The 20,171-nt window shown below is 66.1% G+C and carries 19 protein-coding genes; 2 read left to right on the forward strand and 17 right to left on the reverse strand.

The features are described from left to right. Nucleotides 1-11: 11 nt before the first annotated feature. Genes ACX1NL_RS07930 through lspA form a run of 6 tightly spaced genes read right to left on the reverse strand, consistent with a single transcriptional unit; the run spans nucleotide 12 to nucleotide 5,683 of the window. Nucleotides 12-1,280 carry an ABC transporter permease gene (locus ACX1NL_RS07930; RefSeq protein ID WP_458897821.1) on the reverse strand — a complete coding sequence of 423 codons (1,269 nt, stop codon included), beginning with the start codon at nucleotides 1,278-1,280 and terminating at the stop codon, nucleotides 12-14. Beyond that, on the reverse strand, nucleotides 1,281-2,018 hold the full coding sequence (locus ACX1NL_RS07935; RefSeq protein ID WP_370645825.1) for an ABC transporter ATP-binding protein: 738 nt from the start codon (nucleotides 2,016-2,018) through the stop codon (nucleotides 1,281-1,283). Further along, nucleotides 2,019-3,707: an efflux RND transporter periplasmic adaptor subunit gene (locus tag ACX1NL_RS07940; RefSeq protein ID WP_458897822.1), complete on the reverse strand. Its 1,689-nt coding sequence runs from the start codon at nucleotides 3,705-3,707 to the stop codon at nucleotides 2,019-2,021. Between the two features lie 13 nt (nucleotides 3,708-3,720). Further along, the gene (locus ACX1NL_RS07945; RefSeq protein ID WP_458897823.1) at nucleotides 3,721-4,254 is read right to left on the reverse strand and encodes a hypothetical protein; all 534 of its coding nucleotides are present in this window, start codon (nucleotides 4,252-4,254) and stop codon (nucleotides 3,721-3,723) included. Continuing rightward, nucleotides 4,255-5,136 carry an RluA family pseudouridine synthase gene (locus ACX1NL_RS07950; RefSeq protein ID WP_458898925.1) on the reverse strand — a complete coding sequence of 294 codons (882 nt, stop codon included), beginning with the start codon at nucleotides 5,134-5,136 and terminating at the stop codon, nucleotides 4,255-4,257. 37 nt (nucleotides 5,137-5,173) lie between these two features. Further along, nucleotides 5,174-5,683 (reverse strand): signal peptidase II, encoded by a 510-nt coding sequence (gene lspA / locus ACX1NL_RS07955; RefSeq protein WP_311389374.1) that lies wholly within the window; start codon nucleotides 5,681-5,683, stop codon nucleotides 5,174-5,176. Nucleotides 5,684-5,755: 72 nt separating this feature from the next. Here lspA and ACX1NL_RS07960 point away from each other — a divergent pair, with 72 nt between their 5' ends. Continuing rightward, nucleotides 5,756-6,694, forward strand: a complete 939-nt coding sequence (locus tag ACX1NL_RS07960; protein WP_458897824.1) for a hypothetical protein — start codon at nucleotides 5,756-5,758, stop codon at nucleotides 6,692-6,694. On the opposite strand, the gene ACX1NL_RS07965 is transcribed toward ACX1NL_RS07960, so the two are convergent. Further along, on the reverse strand, nucleotides 6,691-7,269 hold the full coding sequence (locus tag ACX1NL_RS07965; RefSeq protein WP_301613477.1) for a hypothetical protein: 579 nt from the start codon (nucleotides 7,267-7,269) through the stop codon (nucleotides 6,691-6,693). The genes ACX1NL_RS07960 and ACX1NL_RS07965 overlap by 4 nt on opposite strands. Nucleotides 7,270-7,343: 74 nt before the next feature. Between ACX1NL_RS07965 and ACX1NL_RS07970 the strand changes: the two genes are divergently transcribed. Next, nucleotides 7,344-8,234 (forward strand): asparaginase, encoded by an 891-nt coding sequence (locus tag ACX1NL_RS07970; protein WP_458897825.1) that lies wholly within the window; start codon nucleotides 7,344-7,346, stop codon nucleotides 8,232-8,234. On the opposite strand, the gene ACX1NL_RS07975 is transcribed toward ACX1NL_RS07970, so the two are convergent. From ACX1NL_RS07975 to ACX1NL_RS08020, 10 genes are all read right to left on the reverse strand, one after another. Continuing rightward, nucleotides 8,223-9,605 carry a DNA polymerase IV gene (locus ACX1NL_RS07975; protein ID WP_458897826.1) on the reverse strand — a complete coding sequence of 461 codons (1,383 nt, stop codon included), beginning with the start codon at nucleotides 9,603-9,605 and terminating at the stop codon, nucleotides 8,223-8,225. The genes ACX1NL_RS07970 and ACX1NL_RS07975 overlap by 12 nt on opposite strands. A gap of 43 nt (nucleotides 9,606-9,648) precedes the next feature. After that, nucleotides 9,649-10,947, reverse strand: a complete 1,299-nt coding sequence (locus ACX1NL_RS07980) for an HNH endonuclease signature motif containing protein (protein ID WP_239306904.1) — start codon at nucleotides 10,945-10,947, stop codon at nucleotides 9,649-9,651. A 445-nt stretch (nucleotides 10,948-11,392) separates the two neighbouring features. Continuing rightward, nucleotides 11,393-14,569: an isoleucine--tRNA ligase gene (gene ileS, locus ACX1NL_RS07985; protein WP_458897827.1), complete on the reverse strand. Its 3,177-nt coding sequence runs from the start codon at nucleotides 14,567-14,569 to the stop codon at nucleotides 11,393-11,395. A 241-nt stretch (nucleotides 14,570-14,810) separates the two neighbouring features. Further along, on the reverse strand, nucleotides 14,811-15,776 hold the full coding sequence (locus tag ACX1NL_RS07990; protein WP_301613486.1) for a DivIVA domain-containing protein: 966 nt from the start codon (nucleotides 15,774-15,776) through the stop codon (nucleotides 14,811-14,813). Nucleotides 15,777-15,902: 126 nt separating this feature from the next. Further along, on the reverse strand, nucleotides 15,903-16,214 hold the full coding sequence (locus tag ACX1NL_RS07995; RefSeq protein WP_181888726.1) for a YggT family protein: 312 nt from the start codon (nucleotides 16,212-16,214) through the stop codon (nucleotides 15,903-15,905). Between the two features lie 18 nt (nucleotides 16,215-16,232). Beyond that, nucleotides 16,233-16,736 (reverse strand): cell division protein SepF, encoded by a 504-nt coding sequence (locus ACX1NL_RS08000; protein ID WP_269510280.1) that lies wholly within the window; start codon nucleotides 16,734-16,736, stop codon nucleotides 16,233-16,235. Between the two features lie 38 nt (nucleotides 16,737-16,774). Next, nucleotides 16,775-17,473: a YggS family pyridoxal phosphate-dependent enzyme gene (locus ACX1NL_RS08005; protein WP_458897828.1), complete on the reverse strand. Its 699-nt coding sequence runs from the start codon at nucleotides 17,471-17,473 to the stop codon at nucleotides 16,775-16,777. Then, complete coding sequence (gene pgeF / locus ACX1NL_RS08010; protein WP_181888729.1) at nucleotides 17,466-18,191, reverse strand: peptidoglycan editing factor PgeF; 726 nt, start codon at nucleotides 18,189-18,191, stop codon at nucleotides 17,466-17,468. Before pgeF ends, ACX1NL_RS08005 begins: the two co-directional genes overlap by 8 nt. A gap of 14 nt (nucleotides 18,192-18,205) precedes the next feature. After that, nucleotides 18,206-19,390 carry a cell division protein FtsZ gene (gene ftsZ, locus ACX1NL_RS08015; RefSeq protein ID WP_181888730.1) on the reverse strand — a complete coding sequence of 395 codons (1,185 nt, stop codon included), beginning with the start codon at nucleotides 19,388-19,390 and terminating at the stop codon, nucleotides 18,206-18,208. Between the two features lie 133 nt (nucleotides 19,391-19,523). Further along, the gene (locus tag ACX1NL_RS08020; protein ID WP_181888731.1) at nucleotides 19,524-20,171 is read right to left on the reverse strand and encodes a cell division protein FtsQ/DivIB; all 648 of its coding nucleotides are present in this window, start codon (nucleotides 20,169-20,171) and stop codon (nucleotides 19,524-19,526) included.

Here is a 20,171-nt window from a genome sequence, read left to right on the forward strand (position 1 = left end):
AACCAGTGCGGTTACTCGTACCGGAGGGCGTCGATCGGCTGCATCTTCGCCGCCTTCGAGGCGGGGTACGCGCCGAAGAACACACCTGTCGCGAGCGAGAACAGCAGCGCGAAAATCACGGCGCTCAGCGGCGGCCACGTCAGGTCCAACACCGCGGAGCTTGCGATCATGCCGATCGCGCCGCCGAGGATCACACCGATGATGCCGCCGATGAGGCAGACCAGCATCGCCTCGACGATGAACTGCACACGGATGTCGTTCTGCGTCGCACCCAGGGCCTTGCGCACACCGATCTCGCGGGTGCGCTCGGTGACCGTGATGAGCATGATGTTCATCACGCCGATGCCGCCAACGAGCAGCGAGATGCCGCCGATGGCGGACAGCACTGTGGACAGCGTGCGGAAGATCGTGGTTAGGCCCTCCAGGCTCGCGGAGATGTCGAAAACCTCAGCCTCGTAGTTCTCGTTGCCTGCGTACTTGCGGTCCAGGTAGGACTGCAAATCGTTGCGGAAAACCTCCGGGTCTTCCTCGGGTGAGGAGCGGACGCTAAACGACGGTGTCCAGCTGGCGTCCAGCCCAACCCGGTCCGCGGCCGTGGCCGGAATGAAGATCTCCGCGGCTGCGGACTGCCCGAACGCGGGGTCCTTCTCCGCCCGCTCCAGCACACCGACGATGGTGAACACGCTGGTGGTGCCGTCTACGTCCACGTCGAAGCGGGAGCCGAGGGCGGCGGCAGAATCGCCGTCGAAAAGCGCCTCCACAAGCTCCGGCGAGACGACCGCGACGGGGCGACGGCCGTCGAGCATGTCCTGCGTGATGCCGCGGCCGTACTGCACCTTCAGGCTGCGCAGGTCTAGCGAGCCGGTCAGCGCGGGGTTGATGCCGACGGAGACGGAATCGTCGCCGGTGCTGGCCTCGCCTTGGCCGAAGACGTCGATGTCCACGCCGCGGATCCGGTCGCCGAATGTGGAGGACAGGTCGTTGAGATCGTCCAAGCTCATGCCGTCGCGCTCCTCCGACGGTGGGGCCATGCCGAAGCCCGCGAACGGGTCGTCGCTGCCCTCGCCTTCTTCGGCGCGCTCGTGGATCATGACCGGGTAGGTGGTGGTGCCGGCGTCTTCAAGGCCGCCCATGACGTCGTTTTCCAGGGCGCGGCCGAGCGTCATAATGATGATCACGGCCATGATGCCGATGATGATTCCCAGGAGTGTCAGCAGCGAGCGCAGCTTGTTCGTGTTCAGGCTGGACATGGCCAGCCGCATGGATTCGCGGATGTTCATCTAGCTCGCCCCTCCCGGTTGACGCACGCCGGCGATGCGGCCGTCCATCATTTCCACCACGCGTCCGGTCTCTTCGGCGAGCTCCGGGTTGTGGGTAATGAACACGATGGCCTTGCCCAAGTCCTGGTTCAGCTCGTGGAACAGGTCCATCACCATGCGGCCAGTCTTGGAGTCCAGCGCGCCTGTGGGCTCGTCCGCGAGAAGCAGATCCGGGTCGTTGGCCAGGCTGCGCGCGATGGCCACGCGCTGCTTCTGGCCGCCGGAAAGCTCGTTCGGATTGTGGTGCAGGCGGTCGCCCATGCCCATCCGGTCCAGCAGCTCGGCGGCGCGCTCGTCGCGCTCCTTGCGCTCCACACCGGCGTACATCATGGGCATGGCCACGTTCTGCAGCGCGTCCATGCGCCCGATCAGGTTGAAGTTCTGGAAGATGAAGCCGATGTTCTTGCTGCGGTAGGACGCGAGCTCTTTGTCTTCCTTGGCGTAGACCGGCTCGCCGTTGAAGGCGTAGGCACCCTCCGTGGGCCTATCCAGCATGCCGATCAGGTTCATCAACGTGGACTTGCCGCAGCCGGACGGGCCGACGATGGAGACGAACTCGCCCTGGTCGGCGTAGAAGTCCACCCCGTGCAGCACCGTCAGTTCGCTGGGTTCGCCCTCGTTGTAGGTTTTGACCACATTGCGCATGTCGATGAGCAGGCCGGAATCGGCCATGCCGCCGTGCTTGGAAGCCTCCGTCATCTACTGCTGCCCCTCGGCGGCACGACGGGTGCTGGTGACCGTCACCGTGGCCGTGGTGCGCTCTTTCTTCTCCCGCGCCTGACGCACCTGGTCCGGGTTGAAGTTCGGGTCCGTGATCTCCACGCTCTCGCCAAGGCGGCCCTGGTACTCATCCGGCCAGTTGATCACGATGTCGCCCGGCTTGAGCTCGCCGCCGGTGACTGCGACGTCCACGTCGTTGGAGGCGCCGGTCTTCACCTTGCGCTCCTCGACGGTGCCGGATGTGGCGTCGTCGCCGTCCGTGGCCAGCACGAGCACCTTCTGGTCGTTGTCCTCGCCGTAGACGGCGTCCAGCGGCACGTTCAGCGCGTCCTTCGCCTCGGCGGTGATGATCTCCGCTCGGGCGGAACCGCCGAGCAGCAGGCCTTCCTTGTCGCCGGTGACCTCGATCTCCACGGGAAAGGTCACCTCGCTGGATTTGTTGTTGCCCTGCTGCGGCATACCTTGCATCGGGTTCTGGTTGCCGCTGGCAACGGAATCGGACGCCGGCGCGATACGGGTGACGCGGCCCTTAAACGTCTTCTTGCCGGTGGCGGTGGTGGTGAACTCCACCCGGTCGCCCTCCTTGACGTTGGGGACGTCCGACTCGCGCACGTCGGTGCGGATGACCAAGCGGGAGTCATCCGCGATGGTGAGCAGCTTGCCCTGCGGGATGTCGCCCTCGCGCACGTCCACGCTGGTAACCAGGCCCGCCATCGGGGCGTAGATGGTGGATTCGCGCACCTGGTACTCCAGGGTGCCGTCACCGTCGCCGAGCTGGGCAGTTTCCGCCTGGCGCACCGCGGAATCCAGCTGCGCCTGCAGCTGGTTACCCTCCTGCGCCGCCGCGGACCGCGCCGCAGCTAGGCCCGCCTGCGCGTCCTGCAGCGCGGCCCTGGCCTCTTCGACGCTCAAGCCCGCGCCCACGGCAGCACCGCCGCCAGCGTTCTCTCCCGTCAGCTGCGCGAGCTGCTCGGGGCTCAGCTGTCCAGGCTGGCCGGGCTGCTCCGGAGCCGGCGCGGCCGGCGCTGCCGGTGGCTGCGGCGCCTCCGGGGGTGCGGTCCTGATGCCCAGGTTCGAAGAAATGCCGCCGGCTGCGTGCTCGACGGCCGCGATGCCGCGGTTGACAATGCGGGCTCCGCCGTTCGCAGCTACGGCCGCGTCGTACGCCGCCTGCGCCTGGTTGACCTGCGCCTGGGCTGCGCGGATGGCCTCGTTAGTGCCGTTGTTCACGCTTTCCTGGTGGGCGTTGAGCGCCGCGCGCGCCTGATCCACCTGCGCCTGGGCATCCGCCTGCGCGTTGGCCTGCTGCTTCTGCTGCACCTCCAGCTGGCGCTCCAGCTGCTCGGAGTTCATGGAGGCCAAGAACTGCTGCGGCTGCACGCGGTCGCCAGCCTTGACTGCCACCTTTTCCACCTCGGACTGCACCGGGGTGGAGATGTTCACGGAGCGGATCGGCTCGATCGTGCCGTTGACCACCACACTGTCGGACACGCCCTCGTTGGTGGCCACGGTGTAGTCGCCGGGGTTCAGGCCCGCGCCCTCAGCACTGTCGTCGCCGCCTCCGCCGAAACCGCAGGCGCCGAGGAAGAGCGCGGAGGTTGTCACCAACACAAGCCCCGCGCGGGTAAGACGCTTGTGTCCGGTCGAGTTTTCGGTAGAGGAAGTCAAGAGCTCTCCTTGCCTAACGGTGCAAAACGGGCTTGCGTACAACTCCGCAAACTATACACCCCCCACGTGTCGCAGAAGGAGTGATGGAAAACGCTCCCCACACCGCGTCCGCTGGCAGCATTTCCACAGCAAGGACCGTGTCCGTGGCGTTAATCCGCTCCAGTTGCGTGCGCGGGGCAAACACTACTGCTCCGGCGATTGGGGAGGCGGTGGCGGACCGGAGGACGTCGATACGCATTTTGCCTATCGACGCCTCCGGGACCACCACCGGAGCCACCCCCGGAACCACCAGCGCACTCACGCGCGGGGCGGGCTCGAGTGCCGTGGCAGCCTCGTCGGGGCCAAGCGGCCGGTCGAAGGTGACCAACGCGAAGGAGGCCTCATCGTGGTCGAGGGTTGCGGCGGCCCGCTGGACGTACTGCTGCGCGGTCTCCCCGTTCTCCGGGCCGAGCTGGTCGCCCTGCAGTACTGGCGGGGCAGGCGGGTTGGCCTCGCCGACGAGCCAGAATCCGGCCACGAGCGCGAGCACCAGGGCGAGTGCGCGCATCTAGCCGTTCCGCACCTTATCCAGCGCGGTGCGCAGATCCTCCGGGTACTCGGAGGCGACCTCCATGTACTCGCCGGTGCGCGGGTGGGTAAACCCCAGCTTGGTGGCGTGCAGCCACTGGCGCTTCAGGCCCAGCTCCTTGGCCAGGTTCGGGTCGGAGCCGTACATGGGGTCGCCCACGCAGGGATGCCCCACCGAGGACATGTGCACGCGGATCTGGTGTGTGCGCCCGGTTTCCAGGTGGATGTCCAAAAGACTCGCGCGGCGGAATGCCTCGATGACGCTGTAGTGGGTCACGCTCGGGCGGCCGTCCTGGGTGACGGCGAACTTCCAGCCTGCCGACGGATGGCGCGCAATCGGCGCGTCGATGGTGCCCTCAATCGGATCCGGCAGCCCCTGCACCAGCGCGTGGTAGGTCTTGTCCACCGTGCGCTCCTTGAAGGCGCGCTTGAGCACGGAGTAGGCGGGCACGCTCGCCGCCACGATCATGACGCCTGAGGTGCCCACGTCCAGACGCTGCACGATGCCCTGGCGCTCCGGGGGTCCCGCGTCCGGCAGGGTAAAGCCCATCGCCTGCAGCCCGCCGACCACGTCCGGGCCCTCCCATCCCAGCGTCGGGTGCGCGGCTACGCCCACCGGCTTGTCCACGGCGATGACGTCCGCGTCCTGGTAGAGGATCTCCAGTCCCTCCACCAGCTCGGTCACCGGCTGCGGGGCGCGCTTCGGCTCAGGCAGGGTGACCTCCAGCATCGCGCCGGTGGTGACGCGGTCGGATTTTTGGGCGGCAGCTCCGTCGACAAGCACATCGCCCTCCGCCGCCATCTCGGATGCGACGGAGCGCGACACCCCGAAGAGTTTGGCGATCGCCGCGTCCACCCGCATGCCCTCAAGCCCCTCAGGCACGGGCAGGGCCCTGAACTCACCGCCCACGTTCGCCTCCCTTCATCTCCGCGGCGATCGTTCCCAGGATGAACACCACCACGCCGACGGTGATCGACGCATCGGCCAAGTTGAACACCGCGAAGTTTCCTACGGAGATGTAGTCCACCACGTGGCCGAACCAGAATCCAGGGTCGCGGAACAACCGGTCAATCAGGTTGCCCAGCGCGCCGCCGGCAATTAACGCCAGGCCCAGTGCCTCCCACTTCGAGGTCATGCGCGGCCCGAACCACAGCGCACCCAGCACGAACGCCAGCTGGATCGCGGTGAACAACCAGGTGAGGTTCTCCCCCATCGAAAATGCCGCGCCGGAGTTGAACAGCAGGTAGAAGCGGAACCAATCCCCGATCACCGGCTGCGGCACCCCTGGCTCCAACCAGTTCAGCATCAGCTGCTTGATCCCCTGGTCCGCCGCGCCAACCGCGAGCATGACCGCCACCACCAGTCCGAGGTAGCGCGGGGTGCGTTGTGCTGTCGTGTCCTGCTTCATTGCCAAACCACTTTAGCCGGTCGCGCACAGCCTGCCTGTATTCCGCTGCGCGGGCCAGGTAGCTTGAGAAGAATGTTCCGCACCCTCCGCAGTATCGCCGCCGCAGCCACCCTCACCCTCGCGCTCACCGCCTGCTCCTCCGCCGAGGACGATCCGGTGGCTGGGGTGCCGGCATTTCCTATCGACGCCCCTTCGGTCACCCTGGTCAACCCCGGCGAGAACCCGGAAGAAGTGCGCTACTCTCCTGATGCTGAGTGGGACACCGCTGTCTCCGTGTCCGCCGGCGTGGACCAGCACATCGCCGCCCCGGGCGAAGCCGAGGTCGCGGATGCGCCCGCCGGCGGCAACGTGAACAAAACCACCCTGCCGCTGACGGTGACCGCCGGCGAAGCCCCGGCCCCGGAGGGCGACGAGGAGGACGCAGATTCCCGCATCGACTTCGTGGTCGGCTCCGGCAAGCACTCCGACCTGGATATCGGCCAGGACGTCGCCGCTTCCGAGGGGTTCCGCATGAGCTGGCGCGCCGACGACACCGGCCGCATCTCCACCCTGAAACTGCTCGCGCCCGCCGACGCGCCGCAGCGCGGCCTTCAGCTTGTCGAGCCCACCCTCATCGCGCTCATCAACAACTCCGTCGTCTTCCCCGACGAGCCCATCGGTCCCGGCGCGACCTGGACCGTGGAAGGCCGCGTCGCGGGCGACACCGCAATGACGCGCACCACCACCTACACGCTGGTCTCCCGCGACGGCGACACGCTGACGCTGGACACGAAGGTTGAGGAGCACCCCCAGAACAACAACGTCACCATCGACGGCCCCGGCGAGCTCGAGGGCGAAAGCGTGCAAGTGGATTCCTCCCGCACCACCTCCGAGGGCCAGATCGTGGTGGACCTGTCGCGTCCGCTGCCGGTGTCCGGCCAGACCGCCTGGACCACCCGCCTGATCTACGGCGGAGACGACAAAGCGCGGGTGGTCCAAGACATCACCCGCGCTGTGCAGTACGGCGCTTAGAGCGCCGGCGCTTCGGCCGGTGCTTCGGCCGGCGGCTGCTCGGCCGGCGCCTCGGGGGCTGCCGGCGCACCGGTGTTGCACATGTCCGGCACCTGCTCCGGGGGCAGCGTGTTGCTGACCAGGAAGCAGGCCCAACTCTTGGAGATCTTCCAGTTGCCTTCCTCGTTGATGAACTCCACGTCCTCCGCCAGCTGGGACTCAGCGTCCGGGCGGGTGAAGTTCACGGTGGCGAGCACGGAGTTGGCGGTGTAGCCCGGCAACACCGGGTCGACCACCTGGAAGTTCGCGCCGGATTCCTGCTGCGACTGCGTCATCAGGTCGAACAGCTCCGGCGTGGTCTCGCCGCCCTGCACGGTGTTCGCTCGCTCGGCGATCGGCAGGTTCGGGTCGGCAGCGCGCTGCAGCACGGCGTTGAGCTCTTCCGCCGTCGGCATTTCGGCCACCGGGGCGGCCTCGGAGGAGGCCGCCTGGGTTTCGGCGGTAGTTTCAGTCGTGTCCGAATCCTCGGAGCAGGCCGTCAGGCTCAGCGCAAGCCCCGCGACAGCTGCGGCTGCGACAAGTTTCGGTGTTTTCACGTGTTCTCCTTGCGTAGCGTAAATCTCTCGCTTCACGTTACTGCACACCCGCAACTTTCTGGCACTCTGTGTGCATGAACGTGTTAGTCATCTCAACCGGCGGCACGATCGCCTCCACTGCAAACGCCCGCGGCGCGCTCGTACCCACCCTCACTGGCGAGGAACTCGTCGCCCGCTGCGGCACCCCACGCCGAGTGCGCGCCATCGACGTCGCCAGCCTCGATTCCTCGTCCATGGGCTTGGCTGAGATCGACATGTTGCGCGAAACCGTGCGCACTTCGCTTCTCGACGACTCCGCCTCCCTCGTCATCACCCACGGCACCGACTCCATGGCCGAAACCGCCCTCGCGCTGGACTTTGTCCACGCCGACCCCCGCCCCGTAGTACTCACCGGCGCGATGCGCTCCGCCGACCATGCGCACCCCGACGGGCCCGCCAACCTGCGCGGCGCGATCGAGGTGGCCGCCACCCGGCGCGACACCGGCGTGCTCGTCCACTTTGCCGGCGAGACCCTCCCGGCGCGCGGGTTGATGAAGACGCAAACCACCGCCGAGCACGCCTTCACTCTGACCAGCGGCTCGCCCCTGCCCCGCCCCATGTCGGTGCCTCCCGCGCCACTGGCCGGGTTGAACATCCCCATCATCCGCGCGTGGGCCGGCGCCGACGACGCCCTCATCCGCGCGCTCGGGCCTATCGACGGGCTCGTCCTCGAAGCCCTCGGTTCCGGCAATGTGTCGGCGTGCATGGGCGGAGCCGTCGCAAAGCTGCTGCGTCGCGGGGTCCCTGTGGTTGTCGCCACGTCGGTGCCCTACGGCGAGGTGTCGTTCGCCTACGGCGGGGCCGGCGGCGGCTCCACCCTCGGCGATCTTGGCGCGCTGCCCGCCGGCTACCTCAGCGCCGGCCAGGCCCGCATCGCGCTGGCCACCGCGCTGGCCAGCGGCGTGAACCCGAGCTCACTGTTGTGAGAACCAGTCCTCCCACGCCAGCGAATCCAACGGGTCCGCCTGCTGGAGCTGCGGGTCGTCCGCGCGCAGGCTCTTGATCCTGCCCGGCCCCGTCGCCCGCGTTTCAAACCGCACCGTCACCCAGCCCTTGCCGGCGCCCTGGACCCAGCCATGGCCGTACTCCGGGTGGTAGACGTCCTGGGTCGCGCGCCACACCCCCTGCTCCGGAGCGGTCTCCTGGTGCACCTCCGTGTCGAACTGCGTCTCATGGTCGCTCACCCCGGTTTCATAGTCCGCCGACACCGGCGCCGGCTTCACAATCGCCTGGTCCAGCTCCGGAAAGAGCACATCCTGCAACGTGTCCTCCAGCCCCGAGTACGACACTCCCACCAACCGGATCGGGCCCACCTCGTCCGGGTAGCGCACGATACGGAAGGCAGTGGCCAGCAGCGTCTCCGCGTCATCGGTGGCGTACGGCAGCGTCGCCGAACGCGACTCGATGCGGAAGTCCGCCATCCGCAGCTTCACCGTCACCGTGCGCGCCCCGCGGCCGTCCTTGCGCAGCCTGCGGTGCGACTCCGCAGCCGCCCGCTCCAACGCCGCGTCCACCTCCGGCGGGGTGGTCAGATCCTGCGGGTACGTGTGCTCCGAGGAGATCTGTTTCGACTCCGCCCTCGGCGCCACCGGCCGCTCGTCCACGCCCCGCGCCAACCACCACAGCTGCTTGCCCACCGCGCCGCCGATGGCGATGTCCAGCTCTTTCTCGCTGAGGTTGGCGAGGTCACCGATCGTTTCAATTCCGGCAGCGAGCAGCTTCGATTCCGTCACCGGGCCCACACCCCACAGCTCGTTGACCGGCATCGGGTGCAAAACCTCTAGCTGCCGATCGTGCGGGATGACGAACACCCCGTCCGGCTTTGCCCGGCCCGAACCGATCTTTGCGTATTGCTTTCCCGGACCGGCCCCGATCGAGCTGGGCAAGCCCGTCTCCTCTTTGATGGCTGCACGCAGCTCGTTCGACCACTGTTCCACATCCTCCGGGCTCGCCCCGACCAAATCTTCCGGCTCCATGAACGCCTCGTCGATGGACAGCTGCTCCACCACGCCCACGTGCCTGCCGATTACCTCGAACACCCGCCGCGACGCCGCCACGTAGACCGGCCTGCGCGGCGCCACTAGCACCGCCTTCGACCCCACCAGGCGCGCCGCCCGGTGCGTCGGCATCGCCGAGCGCGCCCCGTACTTGCGTGCCTCGTAGCTGGCGCCTGCGACCACGCCGCGGCCCGTTACTCCCGCCACCAGCACTGGGCGTCCTTTGAGCGTCGGCCGGGTCAGCTGCTCGCAGGAGGCGTAGAACGCATCCATGTCGATGTGCAGCACCCAGCGGTTCATGTCCACCACTGTGCACCACCGGGACCGCCTAGTTCCAATCTCCTCACCCGGCGAACGAATCTCCGGTGACGTACTCCATCCGCCTCGGCTGCTTTCGATTACGCGAGACGAACCGGGCACCGTTTTTGAACGTGAAGAACAAATCGCTTCCCTGGCGCTCGATGGTGATCACTCCGTGGCTCACCTGGGAGTGGCAGCTCGAGCACAGCGGGATCAGGTTGTCCAAATCGGTCATGCCTCCGTGCTCCCACTCCTTTATGTGGTGCATCTCTATGAAGCGCCTATGCGAACATCCAGGCATGGCGCACTGATACCCCCAGATCGCGAGCAGTGCCTGCACCTGGCCGTCTGTAGCGAACCTCCGCGAACGTCCGACGCGGATAGTCAGTCCCGTGTCATCCAGCAAGTGCAAACGCACCATCGCATTAGCGAGGTAGCTGCGCACGTCCTCAGAAGGTGCCGAGCGGTTCTCCGGCATCCAACACTGTCCGCTCTGACTCACCATGAGGTTGACCTGCACACCGGGGCTGCGAAGCGGACTCTTCGGGTTGGCGCGGACCATGTCGATCATCGACAACAAAGCCCCGTACACGTCCTGTTTTTCTGGAGGCCCGTAACGCGACACCGAACGCACGATGTCGTCCATAGTGATCTTCGTGCGCTTACGCGGAGCGCGGTCCTGCTCTGACGGGACGGCGTCTTCGGTGGCAGCTGCATCGTCGATAAGCTTCTGCACCTTCTCCGGATCCTGCAGATCATCCGGGTCCACATCCTCCAGACCGAAACTGGCCAACTGTGCCACCTTCAACGCAGTCAGAAGTTTTTGGCCGGCTACCGCGGGAAGCCTCGCCTCGAAGGCGAGCATGCCGTCATCGCACTCGCGGGCGCGAGCGAAAGGTTCAGTCGGGTCCTCCTCTTTGGGCCTTGCCCCGGCGAGCAAAAGCTGGAGATCAGCAAACGACATGCTCAGTGCTAGTTTGACGTGCTGTTCCTCGTTGTGCTCGTCCAAATACGGGAGAAGGAAGCGAACAGTCGAATACGGCATCACCCCTGATTCGAATGCGTCGTACAAACGCCTGAACTTCCTCAGCCCCCGTGCCACGCGCACATACTCGAACGCAGTGGCCTGCGGGAGGTTGAGCTCGCTGCGCAGCCACGTTGCCGTCGACTTCTCCCCGTACTGCTCCGCGAGCTCTTGTTCGTCGAACTGTCCCACCGCATCGAGCATTAGCGCCCGGTGGTGATTCGCCGACAACTGATTGCATTTGATCTGGTCCTCGAGCACCTCTGCCGACAGGCCACCCGTTCGACCTTCCGTCCGTTCGTCCACCGCAATTGTCATGGTTAATCCCCTCGCTCATGAACATTGACACCTTTATAGACCGCTCATGTGTTCGAGTCAAGGGCTCTGCGGAAAATGTCAACTGAAGTGGACAACGCATGCGTCTTAACTGATTTGGAATGTCGAACATAGGAGCCTTTAACTATGCAGCTGCATAGTGAACGCCCCGCCCCGCATACCCCGTGAGACTATGCCGCATAGTGGGTACCACCCCACAGTTGGTTAGAAAAACTATGCCGCTGCATAGCCGACGCCACTCTCCAAGCGCCCCACCCGAACATCCCAAAAGACTATGCCGCTGCATAGTGGGTAACACCCCACTGTTGGTTAGAAAAACTATGCAGCTGCATAGTGCCCAAAAACGATGGCCTATCCGCCCACCCCTGCTCAGCAGGCAAAAGGGCCCCACCCTGCACGAGTGAGGCCCCAGGTTTCCCAGTAGAACCTAGCCGTTCTTGCGAACGGTGGCGGTGACGCCGTCGACGATGTCGTGGCCCTCGACGGGCTCGGTGACCACGTCGAAGGACGTCGCCAGGGTCTCGGCGGCGATGTGGTCCGCGTGCGTGCGGGCCCACGCTTCCTTCTCAGCCGGCACGGCAAGCACCACGGCGATGCGGTCGGAGACCTCGAAGCCCTCGCGCTTGCGGGCGTCCTGCAGGCCGCGGATCACGTCGGCGGCCCAGCCCTCGGCCTCGAGTTCCTCGGTGACCTCGGTGTCGAGGACGACCAGGCCGACGGTGCCGTCGGCGTCGACACGCGCGGTGCTGTCCGGGTTCTCCGCCACCAGTCGCTCGGTGTAGAGCTCCGGGGTGAGCACGATGTCGCCGTCGACCACCACGTCGTCGCCGCGGCGCTCGTAGTTGCCGGCCTTGACGTTCTTGATGGCGCGCTGCACGTCTCGGCCCAGCGACGGGCCAGCCACCTTCGCGTTCACCACGACTTCGAAGGATCCGGCGGAGTCAACGTCGTCAGTCAAAACGACGTCCTTCACGTTCACCTCGTCGCGGATGGTGGAGCGGAACGGCTCAAGCTTGGCGGAATCCGGCAGCGCGACGGTGAGCTTCGGCAGCGGCAGGCGGTTGCGCAGCTTGTTCGCCTTTCGCACTGACGACGCCGCAGAGCAGACCGCGCGGGTCGCATCCATCGCGGCGACCAGGTCAGCGTCGGCCGGCAGCTCGGTCGCCTGCGGGTAATCCGTCAGGTGCACCGAACGGCCGCCGGTAAGCCCGCGCCAGATCACCTCGGAGACGTACGGAAGCAGCGGCGCCACCGCGCGGGAGACGACCTCGAGCACCGTGTAGAGGGTGTTGAACGCCTCCGGGTGCGCCTCCTGGCCCTCCCAAAAACGGTCGCGGGAGCGGCGCACGTACCAGTTGGTCAACGTGTCGGCGTAACGGCGCACCTCGTCGCAGGCGTCGGCGATGCTCGTGTCGTCCAGCGCCTCCCCCACTGCTGCGACCAGGTCGTGCGTCTTGGCTAGGATGTAGCGGTCGAGCACGTTATCCGAGTCCACGGACCACTGCGCGTCCTCCGAGGAGTACAGCTGCAGGAACGTGTAGGCGTTCCAGATCGGCAGCAGCGCGTGGCGCACTCCCTCGCGGATGCCTTGCTCGGTGACGATCAGGTTGCCGCCGCGCAGGATCGGCGAGGACATGAGGAACCAGCGCATGGCGTCGGAGCCGTCGCGGTCGAAGACCTCCATGACGTCCGGGTAGTTGCCCTTCGACTTGGACATCTTCAGACCATCGGAGCCCAGCACGATGCCGTGGGCGACAACCTTCTTGAACGCGACGCGGTCGAAAAGCGCGGTGGACATGACGTGCTGGAGGTAGAACCAGCCGCGCGTCTGGCCGGAGTACTCCACGATGAAGTCGGCCGGCTGGCGGGTCTCAAACTCTTCGCGGTTCTCAAACGGGTAGTGGTACTGCGCGAACGGCATGGAGCCGGACTCGAACCAGCAGTCCAGCACGTCCGGCACGCGGCGCATCATGGACTTACCGGTCGGGTCGTCCGGGTTCGGTCGCACCAGCTCGTCGATGTGCGGGCGGTGCAGGGACTTCGGACGAGTGCCAAAGTCGCGCTCCAGCTCATCTAGGGAACCGTAGACGTCCACGCGCGGGTACTCCGGGTTGTCGGAGACCCACGCCGGCACCGGCGAGCCCCAGTAGCGGGTGCGGGAGATGTTCCAGTCGCGCGCGCCCTCGAGCCACTTGCCAAACTGGCCGTCGCGGATGTGCGACGGGATCCACTCGATCTCCTGGTTCAGCTCCACCATCCGGTCGCGGAACTCGGTGACCTTCACAAACCAGGCCGGCAGCGCCATGTAGATCAGCGGTTCGCCGGAGCGCCAGGAGTGCGGGTAGGAGTGCACGATGGTCTGGTCGCGCAGCACGCGGCCCTTGGCGCGCAGGTCGCGGATGATGTCGCGGTTGGCGTCGAAGACCAGCTTGCCCTCGTACTCCGGCACCAGCGAAGTGAACTTGCCGTCGGCGTCGACGGGGATGACCAGGTCGATGCCGTATTCCTGGCAGGTGAGCATGTCGTCCTCACCGAAGGCTGGCGCCTGGTGGACCACGCCGGTGCCGTCCTCGGTGGTCACGTAGTCCGCGTTGAGGATCATGAACGCGTTGTCGTGGTCGCGGAAGTAGTCGAAGACCGGTTCGTATTCCAGGCCCTCCAGCTGCGCGCCGGCGTAGGTGGCCACGACCTCGTACTCGCCGAGCTCCTTCGCGTAGGCGCCGAGCAGATTCGTCGCCAAGAGCAATTGCTTATCGACGAACCCTTCGGCCCCGTCCGCACCGACCTTCACCAACGAGTACTCCACCTCGGGGTGGACCGCGAGGGCCAAGTTGGACGGCAAGGTCCACGGGGTCGTGGTCCAGGCGATAGCGGAGGCGTCGTGAAGCTCAGGGTGCTCGGCCCAGGTTTTCTCCGCGGCGTAGCCGGCGCGCCCGCCTGTAAACGGCAGGGTGACGGTGACGGTGGGGTCCTGGCGGTCGCGGTAGGAATCGTCCAGGCGGGTCTCCTGGTTGGACAGCGGTGTGTGCTCGGCCCAGGAGTACGGCAGGACGCGGAAACCCTGGTAGATCAGGCCCTTGTCGTAGAGCTCCTTGAACGCCCACATGACGGACTCCATGTACTCCGGGTCCATAGTCTTGTAGCCGTTTTCGAAGTCCACCCAGCGAGCCTGGCGGGTGACGTAGTCCTCCCACTCGCCCGCGTAGTGCATGACGGACTTGGCGCAGTACTCGTTGAACTGCTCCAGGCCCATGTCCTCGATCTGGGCTTTGTCGGTGATGCCGAGCTGCTTCTCCGCCTCCAGCTCTGCGGGCAGGCCGTGGCAGTCCCAGCCGAACACGCGCGGGACGTGGTAGCCGGACATGGCGCGGAAACGCGGCACGATGTCCTTGACGTAGCCGGTGAGCAGGTGGCCGTAGTGCGGCATGCCGTTTGCGAACGGCGGGCCGTCGTTGAACACGTACTCCTCGCAGCCCTCGCGCTGCTCCAGGGAGGCCTTGAACGTGCCGTCCGTGTTCCAGTAGTCGAGGACGACGCGTTCCATCTCCGGGAAACGGTCGCTGCCGCCGGTCATGTCAACCTTGGGGTAGACGTTGCCAACCATGACATCACTCCTTCAGCCGTGCAGGGACGCATTGCTGCGCGGTACCACCCTGCTTGGAGCGCGTGATGCGCCCCCACTTCGTTGCGGTGAAGGAAGTTACGTCTTCCGTGGTTGACGTCCGGGTCTAGTAAGCAAAAGCCGTTCTTCCGGAAACGCTCCCCGGTGATGGCCGGATCACTGCGTGTTACGAGTAACGCCCAGCATCCTACAGGGATGCTGGGCGTTTGTGAAGAGTCAGGTACTACTTCTCGTTCGGCGCGGTGGTGGAGCGGGACTCCAGCTCCTCCAGCTGGGACTCCAGCAGCGTCTTCAGACGCGTGCGGTACTCGCGCTCGAAGGTGCGCAGCTCCGCAATGCGGTTCTCCAGTGCGGTCTGCTGCTGCTTCACCGTGTTCATGATCTCGGTGTGCTTGCGCTCGGCGTCTGCCTTGAGCTTGTTCGCCTGCTCCTCCGCCTGGCGGATCTGCGCCTCAGCGCGGGAGTTGGCCTCGTTGGTGGTCTCCTCGGCCTTCTTCTGCGCGTCGGCGACCATCTGCTTGGAGCGGGTCTCTGCGTCCTGCAGCTGGGTGCGGGAGCGGGTCTGCGCGTCCTCGAGCTGCTTCTTGGACTTGGACTCGGCATCGGCGATCTCGCGCTCTGCCGCGGCACGGGCGTCGGCGAGCATGGAGGACGCCTCCGCCTGCGCGTCGTTGGTCAGGCGGTCCGCCATCTCCTGCGCCAGGCCGAGCACCTTGGCTGCCTGCACGTGGGTGTCAGCGGAAACGTCGCTGCGGGCCGGCTGGGACGCGGCAGCGGCCGGAGCGGTTGCCTGCTTCGGAGCCTTCGCGGCCTCCTCAGCCTGCTTGCGGGCCTTTGCGGCCTCGTCCTTGGCAGAGCGGGCCTCAGCCTCAGCCTTCTCCTGCGCCTGCTTCGCGGAGCGCAGCTGCGCCTCGAAGTCGGCGCGGACCTTCTGCTCCACCTCGCGGCGGATAGCGGCCTCGTCGACCTTCTCGGAGTCGTCGGAACGCTTCACCGGGGCTGCAGCGACAGCGCCCTGGCCGCCCTCCTCCAGGCGGGAACGCAACTCGTCGTTCTCATCCTGCAGCTGTGCAAGCGTGTCCTCCACGAGGTCGAGGAACTGATCCACCTCGTCCTCGTTGTAGCCTCGCTTGCCAATCGGCGGCTTGCTGAAAGCGACATTGTGCACGTCTGCTGGTGTCAGCGGCATTTGCGTTCCCTTCGATAATCGTGTGAGTTCTCGCTCGCGCGAAGCATTATCTGCTGAATTGTAACGGTTTCGTTCGACGAGTGTAGCCCAGCCTAGCCGTAGAGCCGGGCTAAAGCTCAAGTAAAGCTATCGCAACGCCGGATTAATCAGCACGGCACCGATGAGCATCTGGATGAGCATGAGGATGAAAAACAGGACAATTACACTCACGTCCAGGCCCACACCACTTCCGCCGAGCCTCAGGGGCGGAATGAGTTTGCGCAGCGCATTCACCGGCGGATCAGTCATCCGGAAGATGGGTTCGGCCACCATGATGAACCAGTGCGGCGGGTCGAACTGCTTGGAAAACGCTTGCACCATCTCAATGATGATGCGCACGATAACCAGCAGCGAGTACAGACCCACCAGGGCGTAGATGATTGCTCCAAAAAGTGCCACGGCGAATCACCCTACCGGCTAGCGCAAGCCGGCAGCACGCTTGAGGTCGTCCTTCTCCAGCTTCGCGTTCTCCGGAACGATGGCAAACAGGCGCTTGCGCGTGTCGACGCCACGGGACAGGTTGTGCATGCTGCCACGCAGCGCGAAGCACAGGCCGGCGGCGAAGTCGACGATACGCTTCGCGTCGGCGGTGTCCAGGTCGGTCAAGTCCATGACCACAGCGTCGCCGTCGCGGAACGGCTCGCCGATCTCCTTGGCGTCGTTGTAGTTGCGCGGCGCCGCGGTGACGATGTGCGTCGTGGAGCGGTAGCTGGGGCGGACGGTTTCACGGCCGTAGTCGCGCGCGGCGGGGCGGTCCATGCGCGAGGGGCGCTCCACACGGTCTGCGCGGTCTGCGCGGTCATAGGCGGTGGAACCGGCGGCGTTTGAGCTGTACTGCGGGTCGTCGTAGTAGGCGTCGTCCTCGGCGTTATCCACGGGGCCGAGGCCGAAAAAATCTTTAGCACTGTCGAAGAAGGACATGCGGGCGGCTCCTTTTATGGGGTGATTCGCGGTGGATTTCAGAGTACGGGCCGGGGCCCGAGGAGGGCTGTTCCGACACGCACGATATCGGATCCGCACTCGATCGCGTCGACGAAATCACCGCTCATACCTGCGGAAAGTCTCAAGTCGCGCTTGAGTTTCGCGGCGTAGTCGTCCGTCAACGAGCGCGCCTGGGCGAACACCTCGCGGGGCTGCGAATCCAACGGCGGCACAACCATGAATCCGGTCAGTTCGAGGTACTCGGATTCCTCCACCGCTTCCACGATCGCGGGAACGTCGTCGAGGTGTGCGCCGCCGCGGGCAGTGTCGCCGTCGTAAGACAGCTGCACCATGCACGGCAGGGTCTCGCCTGTGCGGTCGCCGCGCTCGAGCGCCAGCGCCATGCCGCGGTCCAGCCCGTGGGCCAGCTTCAGCGAGTCCAGCGAGTGCACCTCCGAGGCCCAGCGCGCCACCGAGTTTGCCTTCTTGGACTGGATCTGGCCGATCATGGCGATGCCGCAGCGCCCCTCAAGCGCCGCCGCCTTGTCGCGGGCCTCCTGTTCCCGGTTCTCCCCCACCAGCACAACGCCGAGCGATGCCAGCTCGATGATGCGCTCCACCGGGTGGAACTTCGTCACCGGCAAAAGTGCCACGCTGCCTTCTTCACGGCCGGCGGCGCGCTCCGCGTCGCGGATCTGTTGGCGGACAGTGTCGAGGTTTCGCGAGAGATCAGACATTTGGCATCCAAATTACGCCAGCCTGGCGCCCGGTCACACCTTCGCGGCGGTGGGAAAAGAAGTCCTTGTCGGTGATGGTGTCGCGCGGGTCCGCGTCGATGTGGGTCACCCCCAGGCTCATCAGCTGGCGCACCAGCCCGGCGCGCACGTCGATGCCGGGGGTGCCCTTCTTTGTGCGGGTGCGGGAGCCGGGCAAATGCTTCTCGACGTCTAACGCCATCCCCTCCGGGACCTCATACGACTCCCCGGCCGCGGCAGGCCCCAGCAGCACCTGGATGCGCGACGGCTCAGCGCCGAGGCCCACCATCGCCTCGACGGTGTTTTTCACGATCCCGTTGCGCGCGCCCATCCGCCCGGCGTGCGCCGCGCCGATGACGCCGGCGGTGTGGTCCGACAGCAGCACCGGGGTGCAATCAGCCACGAGTACGCACAGGGCCAGGTTCTTTTCTCTGGTGACGATGGCGTCGGTGGCTTCCACGGGGGTGGCCGAAGGTCCGTCGATAAGCGTGACTGTGTTGGTGTGCAGCTGCTCCATCCACACGAAGCGCTCCTCGGGCAGGCCAAGTATTTGCGCGAGCCGGGCGCGGTTCGCGGCGACATCGGCGGCGTCGTCGCCGACGTGGGTGCCCAGGTTGAACGAATCGTAGGGGGCAGCAGAAACCCCGCCCGCACGGGAGGTGAACACCATGCGGACGGGGCGGGAGGAAAGATCTGGCATGCCTGCCAGCTTAACTAGCGCATGAAGTCCGGCACATCGACGTCATCGAAGCCGCCGTCGAAACCGCCGTCGCGGGGCTCGCGGGGCTCGCGCTCACGCTCGGTGAACAGGCCGCTACGGGTGGACGGCTCGTAGCGGTGGCGCGGCTGGTACTCCTCCTTGGCTGGCTCGGCCTCCACGACCTTGGTGGAGGTCTGCTCCGGCTGCGCCTGCGGCGCTTCCTGCTCAGCGGGCTCGGCCGGGCGGGCGTTGGCCTTCTCGTCGAAGCCGGTGGCGATGATGGTCACGCGGACCTCGTCGCCCAGGTTGTCGTCGATGATCGTGCCGAAGATGATGTTGGCGTCCTCGTCGGCCTTCTCCTCGACGATGGAGGCCGCGTTGTTGACCTCCATCAGGCCCAGGTCGGAGCCGCCAGCGACGGAGATGAGCACGCCCTTGGCGCCCTCCATGGTGGTCTCCAGCAGCGGGGAGTTGATGGCCTGCTCGGTTGCCGTCATCACGCGGTTGTCGCCGCGGGCGGAGCCGACGCCCATCAGGGCGGAGCCGGCGTCGGCCATGACGGAGCGCACGTCCGCGAAGTCGACGTTGATCATGCCCGGGATGGTGATCAGGTTGGTGATGCCCTGGACACCGTTGTAGAGCACCTCATCCGCCGCGCGGAAGGCCTCCATCATCGAAAGCTCCGCGTCGCCCAGCTGCAGCAGGCGGTCGTTCGGGATGACGATGACGGTGTCGCAGACTTCCTTGAGGTTCTCAATGCCCTCGAGCGCCTGGCGGGTGCGGCGCTTGCCCTCGAAGGTGAACGGGCGGGTGACCACGCCGATGGTCAGCGCGCCCATCTTCTTGGCGATGCCGGCGACCACCGGGGCGGCGCCGGTGCCGGTGCCGCCTCCCTCGCCGGCGGTGACGAAGACCATGTCGGAGCCCTTCAGGGACTCCTCGATCTCCTGCTTGTGGTCCTCGGCCGAGGTGCGGCCAACCTCGGGGTTGGCGCCGGCGCCGAGGCCGCGGGTGGCCTCGCGCCCGATGTCGAGCTTCGTGTCGGCATCAGTGAACAGCAGTGCCTGGGAGTCAGTGTTTATCGCGACAAACTCGACGCCCTTGAGGCCTTCCTCGATCATCCGGTTGACGGCGTTGACGCCGCCGCCGCCGACACCGACGACGCGGATCATGGCGAGGTAATTGGCGGGAGAGGTCATGATGGTGGTCTCGCCTTTCACAAGTTGGTTTTTGGAGTTGCTACCCATCTTGTGTGAAAGCGCGCGGTTTTTTGTTTTCTGGATCGGCGTGTCACAACCCTAAACCTGTACTTTAGGGTTGTGACCTGCGGTTTTAGCGCGAAGTGACCAGTTCCGGGTTGGAAATGTTGAATGTTTTTCCGTCCAGCTGCAGCACCGTCTCAAGCGCGAGCGCCTTGTTGTGGTTGTCCTCGGACGCACCCCACGTGACAGTCCTGTCGCCGTCGAGCTTGAGCACGAAACTGTGGTCCCCGTCGCTGGTGAGCTCGCGGACCTGCGGGCGGGCCGGGTCCGTGATCGCGGAGGCGACCTCCACCGCCTTCGGCAGCTGCGCTTCGCTGATGCCGACGAGCTGCACCGCCCCCAGCGGCGGCTGGGCGACCACGAAATCCTTGCCCTCGCTGTTGATCAGGTGCGGCTCGCCGCCCTGGTCGATCCAGGCCACCGGGGTGTGCTCCACCACCGTGACATCCACCGCGTTGGGCCAGTTGCGCTTCACCGTCACCGAGTCCACCCACGGGTTGCCGGCCACCTTCTGGGCGGCCCCGCGCACGTCGACACGCCCCATTGGGGTGCCCGGCTGCACGCCGGACAACCCCTCGATTTCTTCCGCTGGCAGGTTCACTGCGCCTTCAACGTTGACGCTGTCTACCGGCATAGCCGGGGTGAACGGCAGCGCCGCCACAACCGCGAGCACAAGGGCTACGCAGCCGGCAACGATGGTGATCGCGCGGCGAGACAT

This window comes from Corynebacterium sp. CQ3829_602738 (assembly GCF_054478435.1).

What these genes read in the sequence shown, in the direction of transcription:
- ACX1NL_RS07930 (WP_458897821.1), bottom strand. Translation starts at nt 1,280, where the DNA reads ATGAACATCCGCGAATCCATGCGGCTGGCCATGTCCAGCCTGAACACG.
- ACX1NL_RS07935 (WP_370645825.1), bottom strand. Translation starts at nt 2,018, where the DNA reads ATGACGGAGGCTTCCAAGCACGGCGGCATGGCCGATTCCGGCCTGCTC.
- ACX1NL_RS07945 (WP_458897823.1), bottom strand. Translation starts at nt 4,254, where the DNA reads ATGCGCGCACTCGCCCTGGTGCTCGCGCTCGTGGCCGGATTCTGGCTC.
- ACX1NL_RS07950 (WP_458898925.1), bottom strand. Translation starts at nt 5,136, where the DNA reads ATGCGGGTGGACGCGGCGATCGCCAAACTCTTCGGGGTGTCGCGCTCC.
- lspA (WP_311389374.1), bottom strand. Translation starts at nt 5,683, where the DNA reads ATGAAGCAGGACACGACAGCACAACGCACCCCGCGCTACCTCGGACTG.
- ACX1NL_RS07960 (WP_458897824.1), top strand. Translation starts at nt 5,756, where the DNA reads ATGTTCCGCACCCTCCGCAGTATCGCCGCCGCAGCCACCCTCACCCTC.
- ACX1NL_RS07970 (WP_458897825.1), top strand. Translation starts at nt 7,344, where the DNA reads ATGAACGTGTTAGTCATCTCAACCGGCGGCACGATCGCCTCCACTGCA.
- ACX1NL_RS07975 (WP_458897826.1), bottom strand. Translation starts at nt 9,605, where the DNA reads ATGAACCGCTGGGTGCTGCACATCGACATGGATGCGTTCTACGCCTCC.
- ACX1NL_RS07980 (WP_239306904.1), bottom strand. Translation starts at nt 10,947, where the DNA reads ATGACAATTGCGGTGGACGAACGGACGGAAGGTCGAACGGGTGGCCTG.
- ileS (WP_458897827.1), bottom strand. Translation starts at nt 14,569, where the DNA reads ATGGTTGGCAACGTCTACCCCAAGGTTGACATGACCGGCGGCAGCGAC.
- ACX1NL_RS07990 (WP_301613486.1), bottom strand. Translation starts at nt 15,776, where the DNA reads ATGCCGCTGACACCAGCAGACGTGCACAATGTCGCTTTCAGCAAGCCG.
- ACX1NL_RS08000 (WP_269510280.1), bottom strand. Translation starts at nt 16,736, where the DNA reads ATGTCCTTCTTCGACAGTGCTAAAGATTTTTTCGGCCTCGGCCCCGTG.
- ACX1NL_RS08005 (WP_458897828.1), bottom strand. Translation starts at nt 17,473, where the DNA reads ATGTCTGATCTCTCGCGAAACCTCGACACTGTCCGCCAACAGATCCGC.
- pgeF (WP_181888729.1), bottom strand. Translation starts at nt 18,191, where the DNA reads ATGCCAGATCTTTCCTCCCGCCCCGTCCGCATGGTGTTCACCTCCCGT.
- ftsZ (WP_181888730.1), bottom strand. Translation starts at nt 19,390, where the DNA reads ATGACCTCTCCCGCCAATTACCTCGCCATGATCCGCGTCGTCGGTGTC.
- ACX1NL_RS08020 (WP_181888731.1), bottom strand. Translation starts at nt 20,171, where the DNA reads ATGTCTCGCCGCGCGATCACCATCGTTGCCGGCTGCGTAGCCCTTGTG.